The organism is Clostridium sp. CTA-5 (genome assembly GCF_054768135.1).
The window spans coordinates 989,299-1,011,200 of the sequence record NZ_BAAAAT010000001.1 but is presented as its reverse complement, the minus strand read 5'-3'; the positions used below and the strand labels follow the sequence as shown (position 1 = coordinate 1,011,200).

Here is a 21,902-nt window from a genome sequence, read left to right as displayed (position 1 = left end):
GGAAATATATGGGATAAATTGGTGTTAGTATAAATTGTTGGACATACTTATTAGAACTAAGTAAAATATTATTTAGTTAGTAAATAGTCCATGGATAAATAGGACAAAAGATAAGAGGTAAATATGACACAAATAAGTATTCTATTAAAGAAGAAAAAAGAACGAATAAATATTAATAATATAAATGATTTTAAGACTGCATTAAAAAGAGAAGGCTATAAGATAAATGAACTTAATGAAGAAATATTTAAGGAAAAAGTTGCAAAGACTTTTAAGATAGATAATAGTATAACTGAAAAAATATATAAATGCATTAATGATACTAATATTACTTATAGAGCAAATGATATTAAGGATTTTATAAATTATATAGAAAAAATTATGCTGTTTGAAGATGAACATTATAAACTATGTAAAAAAATACGTAATGTAAAAAGACTAAATATAGATAGAATTGAATATGAACGAGAGCCAAGCTCCCAGGATAATGTAGAAGACATTCTAAATGCGATAGAAGAAATAAAAAGTAAGATATCTAGAACAATAAGTGAAGAAGAAAAAGCAAGATTGGAAAGTTTAGAAAAAGAAATAAATAAAGATTATCTTTATGCAAAGGATATTGAACTATTGAAAAAGATGTTTATTTTAAAAAAAGAAGCTGTAAAAGAAAAATATAATGTTAAAACAAGAACTAAAACAATATCAATAGAAATACCTAAAAAGATAACTTATGATTATATTCCAGTAAAGAAAGGCACTGTAGAATATCATCAACATTTAAAAAATAATATACCAAGAATGCAGCGTTTAATAAAAAATATAAATAAATATATGAAAGTTGATGAAAAAGAGAAAACAACATTTAAAATAGATCAAAGTAAGGCACTACAAGATTCTATAAATATAGCAATAGCAGTATATGATAATAAGGAGTTTAAAGCAATTAGTGGTAGTAATAATATAACCGGTTATTGTAAAGCACCTTCGTTTGAAGAGGAGAATTTTAAAAGTAGTAAAGTTAATAAATTAGGCAAATTAGGAATTGGATATAACAGAGTTAATGATAGTGAAAAAAAGATACTTGAAGAAATACATAAACAAATAGAAGAGAAACTATTAAAAAATGAAGGGGAACTTATTTTATATAGTAAATGGGAACCATGTCCAAGCTGCTATTTTGTAATTAGTCAGTTTTGTAGAAAACATCCAAATATAAAAGTACAAGTAAAATATAGTAAAAAATATGGTGAATAGCATCTTAATTTAATAAAAATTTGAATTTTTATTTAGATATATAGATAATTATAATAGCTAATAAACCTATATAAAGAAGAGTTTAATAAAAAAATTAGAATATATAAAACCCACGTTAAGGTACTTCAATGTACTGATTAACGTGGGTTTTAATTATATTTAGAATATTGACGATTAGTATAAAGGGTCTATAAAGTTTTTAGGAGTTATTAAAAAAGTAATAATTATAAAATCTTTAAATTTTCGTAAGAAAAAAGTTAAATTTAAAAAAAGTTTTTCATATAGAATAAGGCTAAAGATATTAAGGGGTGGTTAATTATGAAGAAAAAGATAAATGAAATTATAATAGCAATATTATGCGTTATTACTTTAGTGTTTACAGAAGGAAGTACTGTTTTTGCAGCAACTGAACATAGTATAAAAACTAGAGACATAAACGACAATAAAGAAGTACAAGAGTTTATGGACAATTTTTTTACATCAAATATGCAAAAATATAAAATACCAGGAGCAGCTGTGGTAGTTGTTAAAGATGGAAGAGAAGTTTTTAAAAAGGGATATGGATATAGTAACTTAGATAAAAAGATAGAAGTTGATCCAGACAAAACTCTTTTTCCTGCTGCATCAGTAAGTAAATTATTTACATCGACAGCCATAATGCAGCTATATGAGCAAGGAAAATTAGATATAAATGAAAATGTAGAAAAATATATTGCACCATATAAAATTGAAAATAATTATAATGAAATAATAACTTGTGCAAATTTACTAACGCATTCAAGTGGAGTAGATGAAGCTAGTGAAATTAATGGAAGTACAAGAAATGAAAATGATATAAAATCTCAAGAATACTATTTTGATAATCATAAACCAAAGGTAGTAAGAGAATCTAATACAGCTAGTAGATATTCAAATCAAGGATATAATCTTTTAGGTTATGTTATTGAAAAAGTATCAGGTATTAGCTATGAAGAATATATAAATAAAAATATATTAGAACCTTTAAAAATGAATAATACATTAGTAAGAGTAAAAAACGATAGTATAGCTACAGGGTATGAGTATGATGATGGATCATTTAATGAAATTCCTTTAGCTTATCAATATACTTCGGGTTCATCAGGAGTAAATGCAACTCCAAGAGACATGGAAAATTTTATGATTGGCCATCTAAACAATGGAGAATTTCAGGGAGTTAAAATATTAAGAGAAGAAACATCAAAAGAAATGAAAAAGAAACAATTTACTAATAATGAAGCTTTTCCAGGCATGGGCTATGGGTTTATTAGAAGTAATAGAAATGGACAAGAAATATTAAAGCATGAAGGGGGATTACCTGGATTTACTACCACTATGTTTTTAATGCCTAAAGAAAATTTAGGAATATATGTAGCAACAAATTCATTAAGTCCACTTCCTTTTAATATAGAAGATGAATTTTTAAATCAATTTTACCCACAAGAGAGTAGTAAATATAGTGATATTCAAGCAAACTTTAATAAAGATTATAGTAAATATGAAGGAACATATAGAAGTTATGATGGGATTTCAAAAAGTAATATAATGAAAATAGGATTCTTATTTGATAAAACTATGGATTTAAGAATAACAGATAATAAAGATGGTACGTTGACTCTTAAGGAATATACAAGTGCAAAAGAAGAAAATATAACAAAGTTAAGTGAAATAAAAGATGGAGTATTTGCAAGGGAAGATGGAAAGGGAGATTTTGCTTTTAAATTAGACAGTAACGGAAAGGTTATCTATGCTTTTAATGATGTTAGTCATAACTCTTTTGAAAAGATAAAGTTTTATGAGGGAAGAACATTTAATATCGTTTTATTTACATTAGTGATTTTGATATTTATTATAAATATAGGAATTGGCATATTAATGGGATTAAAAAGATTATTTAAAAGAAGTGTGAAAGAAAATAGTAAAGAAATAAAGAAAAACGTTTTATTAAATTTTATAATATCATTACTTAACTTAAGTGGTTTTATAGGAATTTTAATACTAGCAGCTTATATGATAGTTATGAACAATTCTTCAAATATATATTTATTATATATATTATTAGGTTTATTAATGCTTTCAACATTTTTAAGTGTAGTAGGTTTGATAAATTTAATAAGATCTTTTAGAAAAGAGATTTTCAGAAAAAGAGATAAGGTTTATTTTACTATTGTCACTGTTTCAAATTTCATTTTTGTTTGGTTAATTTATTATTTTAATTTCTTAGGATTTAAAATATAAGGTATTGTATATTATGGTAAAATAAAGAGAAAAAACATGAGGGAGAATTTAAAATGTTTAATGTAATGATTGTTGACGATGAAGAAGAGATACTTGAGCTTATGGAAGTATATCTAAAAAATGATGGATATAAAGTATTTAAAGCAATTAATGGTACTGAAGCACTTAATGTAATTAATAGAGAGAAAATACATATTGCGATTCTAGATATAATGATGCCAGGAATAGATGGGTTACAGGTTTGTAGAGAAATAAGAAAAAATTATAATATTCCAATAATAATGTTAAGTGCTAAATCTCAGGATATGGACAAGATAAATGGATTATCTATGGGATCAGATGATTATATGGTAAAACCATTTAATCCAATGGAGCTTCTTGCAAGGGTTAAGGCTCAAATTAGAAGATATGTTTATCTTAATGAAAATGTTAAACAACATGAAGAAAATGATATAGTTGAAATAAAGGGAATCAGTATTAATAAAAGAAATCATAAGGTACATTTATATGGAAATGAGATAAAGCTAACACCTATTGAATATGAGATATTACTATTGCTTGCTAGTGAAAAAGGGAAAATATTTAATTCAGAAGAGATATTTAAAGCTATTTGGAAAGAAAAATATTTTGAAGGTAATAACACGGTTATGGTTCATATATGGAGACTAAGAGAAAAAATTGAAGAAAATCCAAAGGATCCTAAAATAGTAGAAACTGTATGGGGAGTTGGTTATAAAATTGAAGAATAGAAGCATTAAATGGGAAATACTTATAAACTTTTTTGTAGCAATATTATCTTCTATTGGTATTACATTGTCAATTTTATTTGGAATTATTCTGATATTACATAAATCTAATGCAAAGCTTTATTTAACTTTTATTAATTTATATAATACTGATACTAGGTTTATGATGGGGTTTTTAGCAATAATATTTATTGTATTCATAATAATAATGAGTTTTATATTTATAAAAAAAATGGATAAGATAACTAATTACATAAAAGAAATATCAATTAATGTAAATAAAGTAGCAAAGGGGAATATGGAAACTATTATTCCTATAAAATTAGATAATGAATTAGGTAAATTAGCTAAAGATGTTAATCAAATGATTTTTAGTATAAAAGATCTTATGGAAAAGGAAAGAGAATGGGAAAAGCATAAAAATAATTTAATAACCAATATATCTCATGATTTAAGAACTCCTTTAACTTCTGTTATTGGATTTTTAGAATTGATAAAAAACAAGAAATTTTGTAGTGAGGATGAGTTAAATCATTATTGTGAAATTTCATTCAATAAAGCTAATCAATTAAAAGCTTGTATAGATCAATTGTTTGAATTTACTAAATTAACTAACGGTGATATTAAATTAAATAAAACAAAAGTACATATAAATGAATTAATAGAACAAGTAACTATTGGTTTCATTCCTTTATTTCAAGAGAAGAATATGAAATATAGAATATTAGCAGAAGAATCTAAGATATCAATTGATGGAGACCCTGTTTTATTAGCAAGAGCATTTGAAAATATAATATCTAATTCTATTAAATACGGAAGCAATGGAAAATATTTAGATATAAATATTAAAAAAGAAGATAATAAGGCTTCAATAAGTTTTATAAATTATGGAGATATGATAGAAGAAGAGGATTTAAATAGATTATTTGAGAGATTGTATAGAGTAGAAAAGAAATCTAATAAAAAAGAAGGAACTGGATTAGGATTAGCAATTACAAAAACAATTATAGAAATGCATGAGGGAGAGATATTAATTAATAGTTTTAAAGAAAAAACAGAATTTAAAGTAATTTGTAGTTAATATAACTAAAAAATAATAATCTTATTAAAGCATCTTCAGAACAATAAATTTAAAAAAGATAAACTTAGAAAAATTAGTGAAGAAGTTTTAAGACTAATTTTAAAGTAGCAAAAAACACTTACTTTGAATTGTCCCTGCGTATTTGACAGGAGGTAATTCATTTATGTAGGTGTTTTTTATTTAAAGTTTTTAAAGTAAAACTTCATTAAATATGAGCTTTATCCGATAGCTAGTATCTGTAAATTCATAACAGCTACACGCTCATGGATAACGACTTCTAAGCATTAGTCAAAGACAAGCTTTATCTAATGCTTAGAAGTCTGTTTATACTACAATATCAACATTAACTTAAAATATAGCCAAAAATAAATTTAAAAAATTTTGGATTTTATATAGAAAATTTCTTTTTAAAGCATATATATTAATTGAAAAGATAAAAAATACATAATTTTTAATTAGTAATATAAATTTAAAAGGGGTTGTTAAGGATGAGAGATAGAAAATTTGTTAAATTAAGAGTTGATATGTATGAGGACACTAAGTTTAAGATAATAGATAGGATGGAAGAAAGAGATGTTATTCATTACATTTGGACTAGATTATTAGCTTTAGCTGGTAAAGTTAATTTAGAAGGAAAATTATATATGTCAAAAAATATTCCATATACAGAAGAAACTTTATCAATAGAGTTTAATAGAAGTGTTGAAAAGATCAGCTTAGCATTAAATGTATTTAAAGACTTAGAGATGGTTGAATTAACTGAGAGTAATGTTTATAAGATAAGAAATTTTGCAAAGCATCAAAATATTAAGGTTAAGGATAAAATAGAAACTAAAGATAATAGTATAGAATTTAATGATAAAGAAAATTTATCATATCAAAAATCAGAAAATAAAGAGTATATGGAAGAAGAATTTAAAAATATCACTCCAAGTATAGATAGAAAAGATAAAACTGAGGAAAAGAAAGATTTAGAAAAGCAAACTTTAAAAGAAAATGAAAAAGAACGTGAAAAGAAGATTAAAAGTGAAGATGAGTTGGAGAAAGAAAAGAAAATTATAGAATTTAAAAATGATCAAAATGAAAATACTATTTTAAATAATATATATGAGAAAGAGCAAAAGAAACAATTTAGTAGTACTAAAGATTTAGAATTTAGTGAGAATTTATTAGTAGATAAGAAGAAAAATAAGAAAATAAGTAAGAAGAATAAAAAAACAAAGAATAGTGCTAAGGAAGATAAAGAAAAAGATAGTGAGATTTTTAAAATAGATGATGATGATTGTTTGGGTGAAATGTGTGAGTGGGAAGAAAATCCAAAGATTGAGGGTGAAGTAGTTAAATTCTTTAGTTTTTAAATATATGAATTTGATATGAGTATGCATATACTTAGCTATCTTAGGTTATAAAATAATAATAAAGGTTTAAAACTAATTTAGTAATTTGAATAATAATGTATTACAAAAAATCATGTATTTTAAAATATGTAAGGATGGTGAAATAATGAAGACTAGACATAATAGAAAGACAAAGTTTAAATATATAAGGATAATAGTGTTAGTATTAATAACTGTTTCTGTAACAATGATTTTTAAAGGATACAATGAATCAAAAGTAGTTTTTGCCCAAGAAAACAATAGTAATGATATTATTCCAAAGCCTCTAAGTTATAAAAAGGGTGAGGGTAAATTTGTACTTACAAAAGATGCTACGATTTATGTGAAAGGAAATAATGAAAAAGAAACTGAAGAGATTGGTAAAATTGCGGAATTTATAAAAGAAAAATTAAAGACTTCAACAGGATTTGAACTAAATATTATTAAAGGAGAAGAAGGGAAAAAAGGTGGCATTTATTTAACAACTATAGGCTCAGATAAAAATCAAGGAAATGAGGGTTATACACTTATAACTACTCCTGAAAACATTAAAATTATAGCGTATAAACCAGAAGGAATTTCAAGAGGAGTTCAAACAGTAAGACAATTATTTCCACCGACTATTGAAAAAAACGCTGTGGTTAATGATGTTGAATGGAGCATTCCAGTTGTAACAATAGAGGATAAACCTGAATATGCTTACAGAGGATTAATGATTGATGTGGCTAGGCACTTTTTTACTGTAGATGAAATTAAACGTCAAATAGATCATGCAGCTCAATACAAAATAAATAAGGTTCATTTGCATCTTAGTGATGATCAAGGATGGCGATTAGAGATAAAAAAATATCCAGATTTAACTGCTATAGGTGGAAGTACAGAAGTCGGTGGTGGAAAAGGAGGATATTATACTCAAGAAGAATTTAAAGATTTAGTTAAATATGCATCAGAGCGATATGTAGAAATAATTCCTGAATTTGATATGCCAGGTCATAGTAATGCAGCATTAGCATCCTATGGATTTTTAAATAAAGATAGTAAAAGAAAGCCTTTATATACAGGAACAGATGTAGGGTTTAGTTCTCTTATGACTGATAATGAAAAGACATATGAATTTATTGATGATGTAATTAAGGAAGTTTCTGAAATTTCACATTCAAAGTATATTCATATAGGAGGGGATGAAGCAAATAGTACTAAAAAGGCAGATTATGATTACTTTGTAGGAAGAGTATCTAAAATAGCTCAAAAGTACGGAAAAACTCCAATAGGTTATGATCCAATTGATACATCACCAGAAATAAATTCAAGTGTAATATTGCAAAATTGGAAGGATTCAAACAAAGCTGCTAGAGAAAAAAAGATGAAAATGATTATTTCAATTGCACAAAAAGCTTATTTAGATATGAAATATAATGAGAGTACACCATATGGATTAGCATGGGCTGGTTATATTCCTGTTGAAACTGCATATAAATGGGATCCTACTGATTATTCACCAAAAGAATTAGTTTTAGGTATAGAAGCACCATTATGGACAGAAACAATTTCTGATACAAAAGCTATGGACTATATGATATATCCAAGATTGTTAGGCTATGCTGAAATAGGTTGGACACCTAAAACTAATAGAGATTGGAATGAATATAAGATTAGGTTAGAAAAACATGATGAAAGAATGAAAAATCAAGGAATAAATTATTATAATGATACTAACATATGGACAGATAATAAAAAGTAATTATCATAAAAAAGATACAAATAAATAGATCTTAATTTATAGTTTTAAATTTTCATATATATTATGTTGCAAATTGAAATTTTAGGCAAAATAATATACTAAGTTATTTGATTTATTGAAAATTATTATTGCAACATATATAATAAATGTTTTATGTAAATGGGTTATAGTTTATAATTGTAATATAATTTAAACAAAAGTATAAATTTAATACAATTTAAGGAGTAAAAGCATGCAAGTTGATTTAAAGGATGTAATAGAGGCAATAGAATTTGAAGGAGATTTATTGACTCATTATTATAATAAGCATACAGGTATAATTATATATGTTGAAGATGAAAGTACTTCAAATTATAAAGCAGATGATATTAATAATCTTGAAAGCTTTGAAGAATGGGAAAGAGAATTGATAAGTTGTTTATATGATTTAAAAGAAAACTTTGAAGATTATATTCAATTACCCAATAAAGATGAGATTAATGAATATGCAATGATGGTAGAGTTTTGTAAGTCTTTAAGTGATGAAAATTTTAAAGATAAGAAATTAGAAGAAGTACAAAAAGAATATTCAATGCGTAAATTAAGAGAATATATTGAAAGTATTGAGCGTCTTAGTGATTGGTATGAGTATAGGGAGAAAGCTGAATATCAATTAGCTATTAATTGGTGTGAAAAAAATAATATAGAATATAGCTAATTTTAAAAATATACTTACTTAAATATTAAATATGTTTCTAGTTGTATACATTTACAAAAAGGTGTTATAATTAACCAATAGGGATTTTGATCTGTTATACTTTTATATTATGTTTAAATTTATATATGATCTTATGAAAAAGTATTTTTAATACAATTTAAGTTTAATATGAATTTAAAATAAAAACATAGTTTAAGGATAAAATTATGTAATAATCATTGTATTATAAATTAAAGAATAACTAAATCATTCATATTTTATAAATTTAAAAATTAGGAGAGAGTATATATGAAAGAATTTAGTATTAGTACAAATGTTTATTTTGGAGAAGGCGCTTTAAGTAGATTAAACGAAGTGAAAAATAAAAGAGTGATGATTGTATGTGATAAATTCATAGAATCTTCAGGAATGACTTCAAAAATACAGGAGAAGTTAGTTGATTGTAAGATAACAGTATTTAGTGAGATAGTACCTGATCCACCAGTAGAAATTATTGCTGCTGGTATTCAAACATTACAAAATTGTAATGCACAGATTATAATAGCTCTTGGTGGTGGTTCATCAATTGATGCAGCTAAGGCAATTAGGGAATATTCAAAAAAAATTCTAGATTCTAATTATGAAGTAGAAGAATGTTTCGCAATCCCAACAACAAGTGGGACTGGTTCAGAGGTTACTGAATATGCAGTAATAACAGATAAAAATAAAGGATTAAAATATGCTTTAGCGGATAAAGCACTTTTACCAATGGTTGCAATACTTGACCCAGAATTGGTTACATCTGTACCTAAAACTATTACTGCAGATACAGGAATGGATGTTATTACACATGCTATAGAAGCTTATGTTTCAAAAAATGCTAATGATTTTTCAGATGCTTTAGCAGAAAAAGCAATATCCTTAGCATTTAAGTTTTTATCTGAAGCTTTTGAAAATGGAGATAATCTTTTAGCTAGAGAAAAAATTCATAATGCTTCTTGTTTAGCAGGAATGGCATTTAATTCAGCAGGGCTTGGAATTACACATAGTTTAGCACATGCTTTGGGAGGAAAATTACATATATCACATGGAAGAAGTAATGCGATATTATTACCTCATATAATAGAATTTAATGCTAAGCTTAATAATAATTTTTATAATAAAGAATATGAAATAGCTGCTAAAAAGTATCAAAGGATTGCTAAGATATTAAATCTTCATGCTTCTACAGTAAATATTGGAGTTAATAATTTAATTAGACACATTGTTGAATTACAAAAAAAATTAAATATTCCTACAACATTAAAAGAACAAGGTGTAGATTTAAATTTATTAGAACAAGTAAAAGAAGAACTTATTAATGCTGCTATGAAAGATATATGTACTTCATGTAATCCAAGAGAAACCACTAAAGAAGATTTATTAAGTATTATAAATAAGATTAAGGGAATTAACTAAATGTTAAGTAGAAGTTTACCTAATATATTAGAGACTTATCTAATATATTAGGTATTTTTGATTTTGGGACAGATAAACAAACATCGTAAAAATATATAGTGTTTTCAGAAATTGCAAATAATATTACTTTTAAGTAAAATAATACAAAAGGGTTATAAGTAATTTATGTTTTTACACAAAATACTGTGGGATTGGGAGTGTATTTTATGAGAAAAGATGACTTGTATTGTATAGGAACAGTGGAAAGGATATGTAATTTATCAAAAAAAACACTTAGATATTATGATAAAAAAGGGTTATTATGTCCAGATAAAGTATCTGATGAAAATGGATATAGATATTATAGTAAAAAAACATTATTATCTGTTCCGATGATAAAGTATTATAAACAAAGTGGTTTTAAGCTTGAGGAAATGAAAAATTTATTAGATGGAAAAAAATACTCGGTTTTTGAAAAGAGTTTTAGAAATAAAATTCAAGAATTAAAAGATTTAGAAAAAGAATTAAATTTAAAGATTAAATCAATAAAAGACTGGTATAATCTTATTGTAGAAGCACAAACAGTAATAGAAAATGATATTAAAGAAGTGTGTGTAAAATATATTAAACCTTGTGAAATGGTTTATTTAAATCAAAATTTTAATTATAATTATATTGAATCCATAATAAATATAGAATTTACAAATTATATAGAAAGTATAAGTAATGCAATAACAGGGCCTGTTATAATAAAGTTTCCTTCATTTAAAGAAAAGATAAATGGAAGTTGTAATAAAATAACAATAATGCAGAATTTGATTTTAAAATGCAATGAGAATAAAACTATTAAATTTGGAGGATTTATGGCACTTTCATGCTATCATATAGGAACTCATGAAACGCTTAATGGAACTTATAATAAAATGATAAAATGGGCAGAAGACAATAAATATGAATGTGATAATGTAACTTATGAAAGATATGTAACAGATTATTGGACAACTAAAAATGCTAATCAATTTGTAACTGAAGTTATTATAAAAATTAACAAGAAAAAGAATACCAAACAAATGAAAACGTTACCCTAAGGGGAATGTATTTATAATATATTCAAATATAAAATAGAATAATTTAACGAATAAAAGATTAAATTTCAAAAGATAGATTTTTTGAAATTATAATCTTTTATTTTTTGTTAAAAATTTCTTTACGTAATTAGATGAAAAAAACTGAATTTTAACAGAATTTGTATAAAAACAAATTAATTAAATGATATTAAGATATTTTAAATTTAAATTGCTTTTTATACTAGATAATTTATTGACTTTCCCCTAAGGGGAGAGAGTTATAATTTAAATAAATATAGGAATACCTGTTTAAGTAAACCTATGTTTTAAAATATAGTATTAAATAAAAGATGAAAAGTTATTCTGTAATTTCAAAATTAAATAAAATGTCCATAAAATATAACAAATTTAAAACCCTATATAATTTGTTTACTGTATATATTATAAAATGGTTGCATTGTATAAATTTATACAGTAAACATTTAAAATGGTGTATTTCTACACTTTAAATCCCTTAATAAATATGATCATTATAAATTTATATTAATGATAAGAAGATTTAAAATCGAAAGGAGTTTTATTTTATGAATGAAATATCAACAAGTGCTAGTGCATCTGCGGTTGCTGCTAAGAAAAAGTTAGCATCTGACTTTTTTAGAAAAGGTATTTCAATTGCTTTATTTTCAGCTGTAATGTATGGATTTTATTCAGCGTTTTTAACACTTGGTATGAGTAGAGGAGTTTGGGCGGATTGGTATGGCGAAAATACATCAGGATTATCTGTACTTGTTATTACTTATTTATTAGGCGCGCTAGGTAGTGCAGTAAATGATACATGTAGTGCTATTTGGGCTATAAGCTATGCTACTTTAAGAGGAAAAATAGGAGACTTTTTTAGATGTATAAAAACAACTCCAGGTGGTGTTATGATTTTAGCAGCACTTATAGGAGGACCAATTGCAAGTACAGCTTATGTTGTTGGATTACAAATGGCAGGTTCAATTGTTATTCCTATTACAGCACTTTGCCCAGCAATTGGAGCAATTTTAGGTAGAGTATTATTTAAACAAGAATTGAACAAGCGTATGATGCTTGGAATTTCTATTTGTGTTTTATCTAGTTTTATGATTGGTAGTACAAGTATCGGTAGTGATGCACCAGAAGGCATGTTTTTGGGAATATGTATTGCTTTTATTGCTGCTTTAGGGTGGGGATTTGAAGGGTGTGTGGCTGGATATGGTACATCAATGATAGACTCGGAAATTGGTATAACTATTCGTCAAGCAACATCAGGTCTTTCAAATTTAATAATTTTAGTTCCTATTTTTGGAATGATATTTGGAGATGGAATTGGCTTTTCAACTAAGTTAGTAGTCCAAGCATTTACAAGTGGACCAGCTATGATTTGCTTTGCTATAAGTGGTCTTTGTGCTTTTGTCTCATATATGTGTTGGTATAACGGTAATAGTATGTGTGGAGCAGCACTTGGAATGGCATGTAATGGAACTTATTCATTTTGGGGACCATTTTGCTGTTGGATAGTACTTGGAGTATTTTGCAAAATGGATGGTTGGAACTTACCTCCTATTGCTTGGATTTCAGCTATATTAATGATATTTGGAATATTAACAATAGCTATGAATCCATTAGATTTATTTAAAAAGAAGGAGGAGGCTTAAATGAAACCACTTAATTATGCAATTTTAAAATACTTTACAAAAGTAGAAGAAGCCTGTGCAGAAGATGTAATAAGAGCTTTAGAAGATGAATATGGCAATTTTAGAGCTCTTAACAGAAAAGATGTAATTACTGCATTAATGACAGCAGAAGCAAATGGATTACTTGAAGAAACAAGGTTTGAAATGGATGATGAAGGAGTTTTAAGAGTTTATTATCATGCTCATGGAGAAGGAGCAGCTACAATAAACAAATATATAAAGGATTAAAAATTAATAAATATTTATTAATAAAGGTATTGACCTTCCACTAAAGGGAAGGAATTATAATTTAGCTAAGTTAGGATGAGAGAAGAAAATCTACTCTGAAAAGTTATTATCTATTTAAATAATCTTTAGGCTTTTAACTTAAAAAACGAGAGGTGGAAAAAAATGAGATATTATGGTGAAGAAGCTTTAGGTCTTGTAGAGACAGTTGGTTTAGTACCAGCACTTGAAGCAGCAGATAAGATGTTAAAGGCTGCAAATGTTGAATTAATTTCATATGAAAATGTAGGTTCAACACTTGTTACAATAATGGTTAAAGGCGATGTTGCAGCAGTAAGATCTTCTGTGGAAGCAGGTGCAGAGGCAGCTAGTGCTATAGGAAAGTTAACTGCTAAAAATGTTATGCCACGTCCTATTAGAGAAGTTGGAGACATTGTTTCAGTACATGATATTGACTCATAAACATTTATAAAAGAGAGGGTTAAAGAGATGACTAGGTATGAAGCTCTAGGTCTTATAGAAACTTTTGGTTTAGTTTTTGTTTTGGAAGCAGCAGATGCCATGTGTAAGGCAGCAGATGTTGAACTTATAGGATATGAAAACGTTGCCTCGGGGTATATTTCAGTATTAGTTCGTGGTGATGTTGGAGCATGTAAAACAGCTGTAGAAGCAGGGGTACAAGCAGTTAATAATATGGAAAATGGAAATGTATATAGTTCTGTTGTTATAGCAAGTCCACATCCAGATTTAGAAAAGATTATTAAGCGTTATAAAATAGAAAATTTATTAGGTTAAGTAATATATTAGATGAAAAGGAGAGAAGTATATGAATACAATTGATAATGATTTACTCTCCATGCAAGAAGCTAGAATTCTTGTTGAAAATGCTAGAGAAGCTCAAAGAAAGTTATCAACATTTTCTCAAGAAAAACTTGATGAAATTGTTGAACGCATGACAGAAGAAATTGAAAAGCATATTTCTGAACTTGCAACTATGTCAAGCGAAGAAACTGATTATGGAAAATGGGAAGATAAGTGTATAAAGAACAGATTTGTTTGTAAGTATCTACGTGACAGGTTAAAAAATATGAAATGCGTAGGCATAATTAGTGAAGATAATGAAAACATGACTATGGATGTAGGTGTTCCTATGGGGGTAATAATTGCATTATGTCCATCAACAAGTCCTGTTTCAACAACTATATATAAAGCATTGATTGCAATAAAATCTGGAAATGCTATTATATTTTCACCACATCCAAGAGCTAGGAATGCAATGAGTAAAACATTAGATATTTTAATTAGAGCTGCAGAAGGATATGGATTGCCAGAAGGAGCACTTGCATATCTTCATAATGTAACTAAAAGTGGAACAAAAGAATTAGTTAGTCATAAAGACAGCTCATTAATAATGAATACGGGTGTACCTACTTTATTAAAGCTTATTTATAAATCAGGTAAACCAGTAATTTATGGTGGTACAGGTAATGGGCCTGCATTTATAGAACGTACAGCTGATATAAAACAAGCTGTAAGAGATATTATAGATAGTAAAACTTTTGATTATGGTCTTGTTTCTGCTGCTGAGCAATCAATTGTTGTTGATAGTCCGATTGCATCCGAAGTGAAAAGGGAACTGCAAGATAATGGTGCTTATTTTATGACAAAAGAAGAAAGCGCTGAGTTAGGAAAACTATTTTATCATTCAGATGGACGAGCAAATAATGAATTAGTCGGTAAATCAGCATGGTATTTAGCTAAAAAAGTAGGATTTAATGTTGATAAAAATATAAAGGTTTTAATGTGCGAGCAAAGATATGTAGCAAAAGATAATCCTTATTCAAGAGAAAAACTTTGTCCAGTTTTATCTTATTATATTGAGGATGATTGGATGCATGCTTGTGAAAAATGTATTGAGTTATTACTTAGTGAAAAACAAGGACATACACTTGTAATACACTCAAAAGATGAAGAAGTAATTCGTCAATTTGCTTTGAAGAAACCAGTAGGAAGAGTACTTGTAAATACTCCAGCTTCATTTGGAAGTATGGGTGCAACTACTAATTTATTTCCTGCGATGACATTAGGAAGTGGTTCTGCAGGACATGGAATGACATCAGACAATGTTTCACCAATGAATTTAATTTATATTCGTAAAGTTGGTTATGGAGTTAGAAAAATAAGTGAAATTATTAATAAAGAATTATCTGATAAAAGTTCAGTTTTAAATAATAAAGGGAATTTAGAAAAGTATGATTTAAACAATGTTGAATTTTTACAGAGTATTTTAAAAGAGGTTATTAAGGAATTTAAATAATAAAATCAGATTATAAATCTGAAATACATTAAAGAATGAGAGGTAATAGTTTGGATATTAGTGAATTTTCAAATAAGTTTATAGAAGCCACTCAAAAAATGTCTACTGAAGAACGAGAATGTTTGATGAGAATGTTTGAGAGTGTTTCAAAAGATATTATAAAAAAAGAAGAAGTTTTAGAGCATAAAGTATGTGATGAAGGAGATAAAATTCCTGATGGAATAACAAATCGTTTAAAGAAATTAAAAGATAATTATTTAAAACAAGTTCCATCAATTACGACTTATCGTGCAAGAGCAATAACTAAAATAGCTAAAGAAAATCCAGGAATGCCTAAGATTTTATTAAGAGCTAAATGTTTTAGATATTGTTGTGAAACTGCACCTTTATTAATTCAAGATAATGAATTAATAGTTGGAGCACCATGTGGAGCCCCACGTGCAGGAGCATTTTCACCCGATATAGCATGGAGATGGATGGTTGATGAAATAGACACTATAGGCAATCGTGCTCAAGATCCATTTTATATATCTGAGGAAGATAAAAAAATTATGCGTGAGGAATTATTTCCTTATTGGCAAGGCAAATCTGTTGATGAATATTGTGAAGACCAATATCGTGAAGCAGGTGTTTGGGAATTATCAGGTGAATCGTTTGTTTCTGATTGTTCATATCATGCTATTAATGGTGGAGGGGATTCAAATCCAGGATATGATGTTATTTTAATGAAAAAAGGTATGCTAGATATTCAAAAAGAAGCTAAAGAACATTTAGAAAAACTTAATTATGAAAATCCAGAGGATATTGAAAAGATTTATTTTTATAAGGCAATTATTGATACCACTGAAGGTGTTATGATTTATGCTAAGCGTTTATCTAAATATGCTTCTGAATTAGCTAAAAATGAAACTAATCCTAAACGTAAAGCTGAATTAAAAAAGATATCTGAGATTAATGCTAGAGTTCCAGCTCATAAACCAAGTACATTTTGGGAAGCTATTCAAGCAGTTTGGACTATTGAGTCGTTATTAGTAGTAGAAGAAAATCAAACAGGTATGTCTATAGGTCGTGTTGACCAATATATGTATCCATTTTATAAAGCGGATATTGAGTCAGGAAGAATAACTGATTTTGAGGCTTTTGAATTAGCAGGTTGTATGCTTATAAAGATGTCTGAAATGATGTGGATTACAAGCGAAGGTGGTTCTAAATTTTTTGCAGGATATCAACCATTTGTTAATATGTGTGTTGGTGGAGTTGATAGACAAGGAAAAGATGCAACAAATGAATTAACTTATCTTCTTATGGATGCTGTAAGGCATGTTAAGATTTATCAACCATCATTAGCTTGTCGTATTCATAACAAATCACCACAAAAATATTTAAAGAAAATTGTTGATGTTGTTCGTGCAGGAATGGGATTCCCAGCGTGTCATTTTGATGATATTCATATAAAAATGATGTTAGCTAAAGGTGTTTCTATTGAAGATGCTAGGGATTATTGTTTAATGGGATGCGTTGAACCACAAAAAGCAGGAAGATTATATCAATGGACATCAACTGCATATACTCAATGGCCTATATGTATAGAGCTTGCACTTAATAATGGTGTTCCACTTTGGTATGGAAAACAAGTTTGTCCTAACATGGGAGATATAGATAGCTTTAAAACTTATGAAGAGTTTGAATATGCTGTTAAGGAACAAATAAAATACATTACTAAATGGACAAGTGTTGCTACTGTAATTTCGCAACGTGTTCATAAAAATCTTGCACCAAAGCCTCTTATGTCTATTATGTATGAAGGATGCATGGAAAAAGGTAGAGGGGTAGAAGCAGGTGGCGCTATGTATAATTTTGGACCAGGAGTAGTATGGAGTGGACTTGCAACTTATACAGATTCTATGGCAGCTATTAAGAAGTTAGTATTTGAAGAGAAAAAGTATACTTTAAGAGAATTAAATGAAGCTTTAAAGGCTAACTTTGAAGGATATGAAAAGCTTAGAAAAGATTGTTTAGAATCACCTAAGTACGGTAATGATGAAGATTATGCAGATTATATTGCAGCAGATTTAATAAACTTTACAGAAATGGAGCATCGTAAATATAAGACATTATATTCAGTTCTTAGCCATGGTACATTATCTATTTCTAATAATACTCCATTTGGTCAATTAACAGGTGCTACATCTAATGGACGTAAAGCATGGATGCCATTATCAGATGGTATAAGTCCATCACAAGGAGCAGATTATAAGGGACCTACATCTATAATAAAATCTGTTTCTAAGATGGCATGTGACAATATGAACATAGGTATGGTTCACAATTTCAAACTTATGTCAGGATTACTTGATACAAGCGAGGGAGAAGATGGAATAATAACATTGTTACGTACAGCATGTGCTCTTGGACTTGGAGAAGTTCAGTTTAACTATTTAGACAATAATACTTTAATTGAAGCTCAAAAACATCCAGAGCAATATCGTGATTTAATTGTTCGTGTTGCAGGATATAGTGCATATTTTGTTGAGCTATGTAAAGATGTTCAAGATGAAATTATAAGTAGAACTATGTTGACACATTTTTAAAATCTAACTTTTAACTAAAATTTTTATCGCTGGAGTGGTTTTAGTCATGCTAATGATAAAGTTAAAAAATCAAAGTTAGATAAGGTTAGAATAAATAAAATTGGAGATTTGAATACTATGGGAAATATTAATTTAGGGATGATTGAACGAAAAGCAACAATATTTAATGTACAAAAATATAATATGTACGATGGACCAGGAGTAAGAACTCTTATATTTTTTCAAGGTTGTCCTTTAAGATGTAAATGGTGTGCAAATCCTGAAGGAATGTTAAAAAGATATAGAGTAATGTTTAAACATAACTCATGTGTTAATTGTGGTGCTTGTGTTGAAGCCTGTCCAGTTGGAATACATAGTATTTCAGACGAAACATTACAACATGAAATTAATCGCAATATTGAGTGTGTTGGATGTGGAAGATGTGCTGAATCTTGTATTGAATCAGCATTATCTATAGTTGGTCAAGTAAAAACTATATCAGAACTCTTAGAGATTGTTGAGGAAGATAGGGCATTTTATGATCTTTCAGGTGGAGGAGTAACCTTAGGTGGTGGTGAAGTTTTAATGCAACCTGAAGCTGCTACAAATTTATTAATGGCTTGTAAACAGCAAGGAATAAATACTGCAATAGAAACTTGTGGTTATGCTTCATTAGAAACAGTACTTAAGGTTGCAGAATTTACAGATTTATTTCTGTTTGATATAAAGCTTATTGATCCAGAAAAGCACTTTTATTGGACTGGAGTAAGAAATGAACAAATTCTAGAAAATCTAAAGGAGCTTTTAAAAAGAAAATATAATGTTAAAATTCGTATGCCTTTATTAAAAGGAGTAAATGATAGTAAAGAAGATATTGAAAATGTAATAGAATTTTTAAATCCATTTAAAGAGTATAAAAATTTAAAAGGAGTGGATTTGCTTCCATATCATAAAATGGGAGTAAATAAGTATAATCAGCTTGGAATTGAGTATCAAATTAAAGATGATCCTAGTTTAAGTAATGATGATTTAGATAAAATTGAGAATTTTATTAAAGAACACGACTTATCTGTTAAAGTAATTCGTCATTAAATAAAGTTAAAAGATAGAAAATAAGATGGAAGGTAAGGTATATGGGAGAGGTTTTTAAAAAAGATATTGAAAGAGTTATACAGGAGTCAGTTCCAGGAAAACAAATTACAATAGCTCATATTATTGCTTCACCTATGCCAGATATATATGAACGCTTAGGAATTGATGATAAAGGTGCTATTGGAATATTAACTTTAACACCATGTGAAACAGCTATTATAGCAGCAGATATAGCAACAAAAGTTGCAGATGTTGAAATAGGGTTTTTAGATCGTTTTACAGGTTCTGTTGTTATAAATGGTGATGTAGAAAGTGTGGAAACGGCGCTTACTTCAGTTAATGATACATTAAAAAATTTACTTGGATTTACTCAAGCTCCCATCACAAGAACATGAAAAAGAAACGAATAATGGTGATAGGCCCTTCAAACTGTGGAAAAACAACATTAGTTAATTTTTTTAATGATTATAATGGTTCACTAAAGAAAACTCAAGATATTATTTATGGAAAAAATACTATAGATATTCCAGGAGCTTATATAGAAAATACCTGGATGTATAAGCATGTAATTGCTTTATCACAAAATGCATCTCATATTTTGATTTTAATTGATCAATCTAGAGCTATAGAGGTTTATTCACATGGTTTTGGAAAGTTATTTAAATGTACTGTAATAGGAGTAATAACCAAATGTGATTTAAACCCTGAAAATAAAGAAAGGTGCTTAAAGCAATTAAAAATGATAGGAGTTTCAGAACCATATTTTCATATTAGTTTTTCTAATGGAACAGGTATTGATGATTTGAAAAATTATTTGTTTAAAAATAAAAGTAAAGGGGGCTAATGATGAAATTTATTACTGAAGAATATTTAAGGATTTTATATAAAAAAGAAGCTTTTAGTATGTACAAATTAAATCAAGGAGAGCGGCTTACACCTGGAGCACATCAATACTTATCAGATAAAGGCATAAAATTAATAACTGAACTCACAATAGGTAATAATGAAAGCTTTAAACAAAGTAATAGTGAAATATTAAAAAATAATGCAAATATAAATAAAAAAGTTTATTTAAAATTAAAATCAATAGAATCTTTATTTCTTATAACTGGTAGTGAATTTATAAAAGAAGATATTTTTTTAGCACAAGCTATCATTGATTTAGAAAAGAAAATTGTTAATATTAGAAATTCTATAAAAGGAATATGCAATTTTGAAAAACCACTTTGTAAAGAATGCACTGGAATAAAAATAGAAAATTTTTGTGATGATATAGATGATTGTTTTGAGATTACAGAGTTCCATATGCAACTTGAAAAGAGAGAAGAAATTTTAAAATTAAACATGTTAAGATGTCTCCTTAGAGAAGCTAATGAATTTATAGCTCAGAGTTATCAAAACAATAATGATTTAGTAAATGAAATTATAAAAAATATTAATTTTATTATTAATTCATTATCACAATTAATTTGTTTAACTATTGGAGGGGAAAGATGTCAGAGAAAAAATTAACTTTTGAATACTGTGATAATCTTGTAGAAAAATTTGAAGAAGTTATAAAAAATCCAATTAAAAATGAAACATCTATATATTATACAGGTGTTGATTTAGGAACAGCTTGTATAGTGTTAGCAGTTTTAGATGAAAACTATAATCCGGTGGCGGGTGCATATAGATATGCTGATGTTGTAAAAGATGGAATGGTTGTAGATTATATTGGTGCTGTTAGAATTGTTAGAGAATTAAAAGAAGAAATTGAAGAAAAATTAGAAACAGAACTTATTTATGCCTCAGCAGCAATACCACCAGGAACAGATGCATTAGATTCAGGAGCAATTAAAAATGTTGTACAATCTGCTGGATTTGAATTAACAAGTTTATTAGATGAACCTACAGCAGCAAATGCTGTCCTTAAAATTCAAAATGGAGCTGTTGTTGATATTGGTGGTGGAACAACAGGAATATCTATATTAAAAAATGGAGAAGTAGTTTATATTGCTGATGAGCCAACTGGTGGAACTCACTTTTCATTAGTAATTGCTGGTGCATATGGGATGGATTTTGCAGATGCTGACAAATACAAAAGAGATAATAATAGACATAAGGAATTATTGCCAGTATTAAGACCAGTTGTTGAAAAGGTAGCTTCAATTATAAATAAGCATATAGATGGACATGATGTTAATGAAATATCTTTAGTTGGTGGTACATGCTGTTTAAAAGGAATAGAGGGTATTATTCAAAAACAAACAGGAATATATACTCATAAGCCTTATAATCCAATGTTTGTTACTCCTTTAGGAATAGCTCTTAGTTGTACAAAAGATATCATAGAATAGGGGAAGT

20 protein-coding genes are annotated in these 21,902 nt (G+C 27.5%); all 20 read left to right on the top strand.

Features of this window, described 5'->3' with window-relative positions:
* Window positions 1-123: 123 nt before the first annotated feature.
* The 20 genes from ACYUET_RS04675 to eutJ all read left to right on the top strand — a co-directional run bounded on the left by ACYUET_RS04675 (window position 124) and on the right by eutJ (window position 21,895).
* Window positions 124-1,254, top strand: a complete 1,131-nt coding sequence (locus ACYUET_RS04675) for a deaminase domain-containing protein (protein WP_460278081.1) — start codon at window positions 124-126, stop codon at window positions 1,252-1,254.
* Between the two features lie 318 nt (window positions 1,255-1,572).
* Window positions 1,573-3,510 carry a serine hydrolase domain-containing protein gene (locus ACYUET_RS04670; protein ID WP_460278080.1) on the top strand — a complete coding sequence of 646 codons (1,938 nt, stop codon included), beginning with the start codon at window positions 1,573-1,575 and terminating at the stop codon, window positions 3,508-3,510.
* A gap of 53 nt (window positions 3,511-3,563) precedes the next feature.
* Entirely contained in the window at window positions 3,564-4,259 is a 696-nt protein-coding gene (locus ACYUET_RS04665) for a response regulator transcription factor (protein WP_460278079.1), read from the top strand.
* Window positions 4,249-5,337, top strand: coding sequence for a sensor histidine kinase (locus tag ACYUET_RS04660; RefSeq protein WP_460278078.1), 1,089 nt, complete (start codon window positions 4,249-4,251; stop codon window positions 5,335-5,337). Before ACYUET_RS04665 ends, ACYUET_RS04660 begins: the two co-directional genes overlap by 11 nt.
* A gap of 488 nt (window positions 5,338-5,825) precedes the next feature.
* Window positions 5,826-6,695, top strand: a complete 870-nt coding sequence (locus tag ACYUET_RS04655) for a phage replisome organizer N-terminal domain-containing protein (protein WP_460278077.1) — start codon at window positions 5,826-5,828, stop codon at window positions 6,693-6,695.
* Between the two features lie 112 nt (window positions 6,696-6,807).
* Window positions 6,808-8,454, top strand: coding sequence for a beta-N-acetylhexosaminidase (locus tag ACYUET_RS04650; protein ID WP_460278076.1), 1,647 nt, complete (start codon window positions 6,808-6,810; stop codon window positions 8,452-8,454).
* Window positions 8,455-8,686: 232 nt separating this feature from the next.
* Window positions 8,687-9,151 carry a UPF0158 family protein gene (locus tag ACYUET_RS04645; protein WP_460278075.1) on the top strand — a complete coding sequence of 155 codons (465 nt, stop codon included), beginning with the start codon at window positions 8,687-8,689 and terminating at the stop codon, window positions 9,149-9,151.
* Between the two features lie 288 nt (window positions 9,152-9,439).
* Window positions 9,440-10,588, top strand: coding sequence for a 1-propanol dehydrogenase PduQ (locus tag ACYUET_RS04640; RefSeq protein ID WP_460278074.1), 1,149 nt, complete (start codon window positions 9,440-9,442; stop codon window positions 10,586-10,588).
* Between the two features lie 206 nt (window positions 10,589-10,794).
* Window positions 10,795-11,655 (top strand): MerR family transcriptional regulator, encoded by an 861-nt coding sequence (locus tag ACYUET_RS04635; protein WP_460278073.1) that lies wholly within the window; start codon window positions 10,795-10,797, stop codon window positions 11,653-11,655.
* A gap of 563 nt (window positions 11,656-12,218) precedes the next feature.
* Window positions 12,219-13,313, top strand: a complete 1,095-nt coding sequence (locus tag ACYUET_RS04630; protein ID WP_460278072.1) for a hypothetical protein — start codon at window positions 12,219-12,221, stop codon at window positions 13,311-13,313.
* Window positions 13,314-13,580: a hypothetical protein gene (locus ACYUET_RS04625; protein WP_460278071.1), complete on the top strand. Its 267-nt coding sequence runs from the start codon at window positions 13,314-13,316 to the stop codon at window positions 13,578-13,580.
* Between the two features lie 162 nt (window positions 13,581-13,742).
* The gene (locus tag ACYUET_RS04620; protein ID WP_460278070.1) at window positions 13,743-14,039 is read left to right on the top strand and encodes a BMC domain-containing protein; all 297 of its coding nucleotides are present in this window, start codon (window positions 13,743-13,745) and stop codon (window positions 14,037-14,039) included.
* A 27-nt stretch (window positions 14,040-14,066) separates the two neighbouring features.
* Window positions 14,067-14,372: a BMC domain-containing protein gene (locus tag ACYUET_RS04615; RefSeq protein WP_460278069.1), complete on the top strand. Its 306-nt coding sequence runs from the start codon at window positions 14,067-14,069 to the stop codon at window positions 14,370-14,372.
* A 31-nt stretch (window positions 14,373-14,403) separates the two neighbouring features.
* Window positions 14,404-15,894, top strand: coding sequence for an aldehyde dehydrogenase family protein (locus ACYUET_RS04610; protein ID WP_460278068.1), 1,491 nt, complete (start codon window positions 14,404-14,406; stop codon window positions 15,892-15,894).
* A gap of 50 nt (window positions 15,895-15,944) precedes the next feature.
* Window positions 15,945-18,485 (top strand): choline trimethylamine-lyase, encoded by a 2,541-nt coding sequence (gene cutC, locus ACYUET_RS04605; protein ID WP_460278067.1) that lies wholly within the window; start codon window positions 15,945-15,947, stop codon window positions 18,483-18,485.
* A gap of 117 nt (window positions 18,486-18,602) precedes the next feature.
* A complete protein-coding gene (gene cutD, locus ACYUET_RS04600; protein WP_460278066.1) occupies window positions 18,603-19,556 on the top strand; it encodes a choline TMA-lyase-activating enzyme in 954 nt (317 codons plus the stop codon).
* A 41-nt stretch (window positions 19,557-19,597) separates the two neighbouring features.
* Complete coding sequence (gene eutS / locus ACYUET_RS04595) at window positions 19,598-19,951, top strand: ethanolamine utilization microcompartment protein EutS (protein WP_460278065.1); 354 nt, start codon at window positions 19,598-19,600, stop codon at window positions 19,949-19,951.
* Window positions 19,948-20,400, top strand: coding sequence for a EutP/PduV family microcompartment system protein (locus tag ACYUET_RS04590; RefSeq protein WP_460278064.1), 453 nt, complete (start codon window positions 19,948-19,950; stop codon window positions 20,398-20,400). The genes eutS and ACYUET_RS04590 overlap by 4 nt, the downstream gene beginning before the upstream one ends.
* The gene (locus ACYUET_RS04585) at window positions 20,400-21,068 is read left to right on the top strand and encodes a cobalamin adenosyltransferase (RefSeq protein ID WP_460278063.1); all 669 of its coding nucleotides are present in this window, start codon (window positions 20,400-20,402) and stop codon (window positions 21,066-21,068) included. Before ACYUET_RS04590 ends, ACYUET_RS04585 begins: the two co-directional genes overlap by 1 nt.
* Window positions 21,050-21,895 (top strand): ethanolamine utilization protein EutJ, encoded by an 846-nt coding sequence (eutJ, locus tag ACYUET_RS04580; RefSeq protein ID WP_460278062.1) that lies wholly within the window; start codon window positions 21,050-21,052, stop codon window positions 21,893-21,895. The genes ACYUET_RS04585 and eutJ overlap by 19 nt, the downstream gene beginning before the upstream one ends.
* Window positions 21,896-21,902 lie beyond the last annotated feature (7 nt).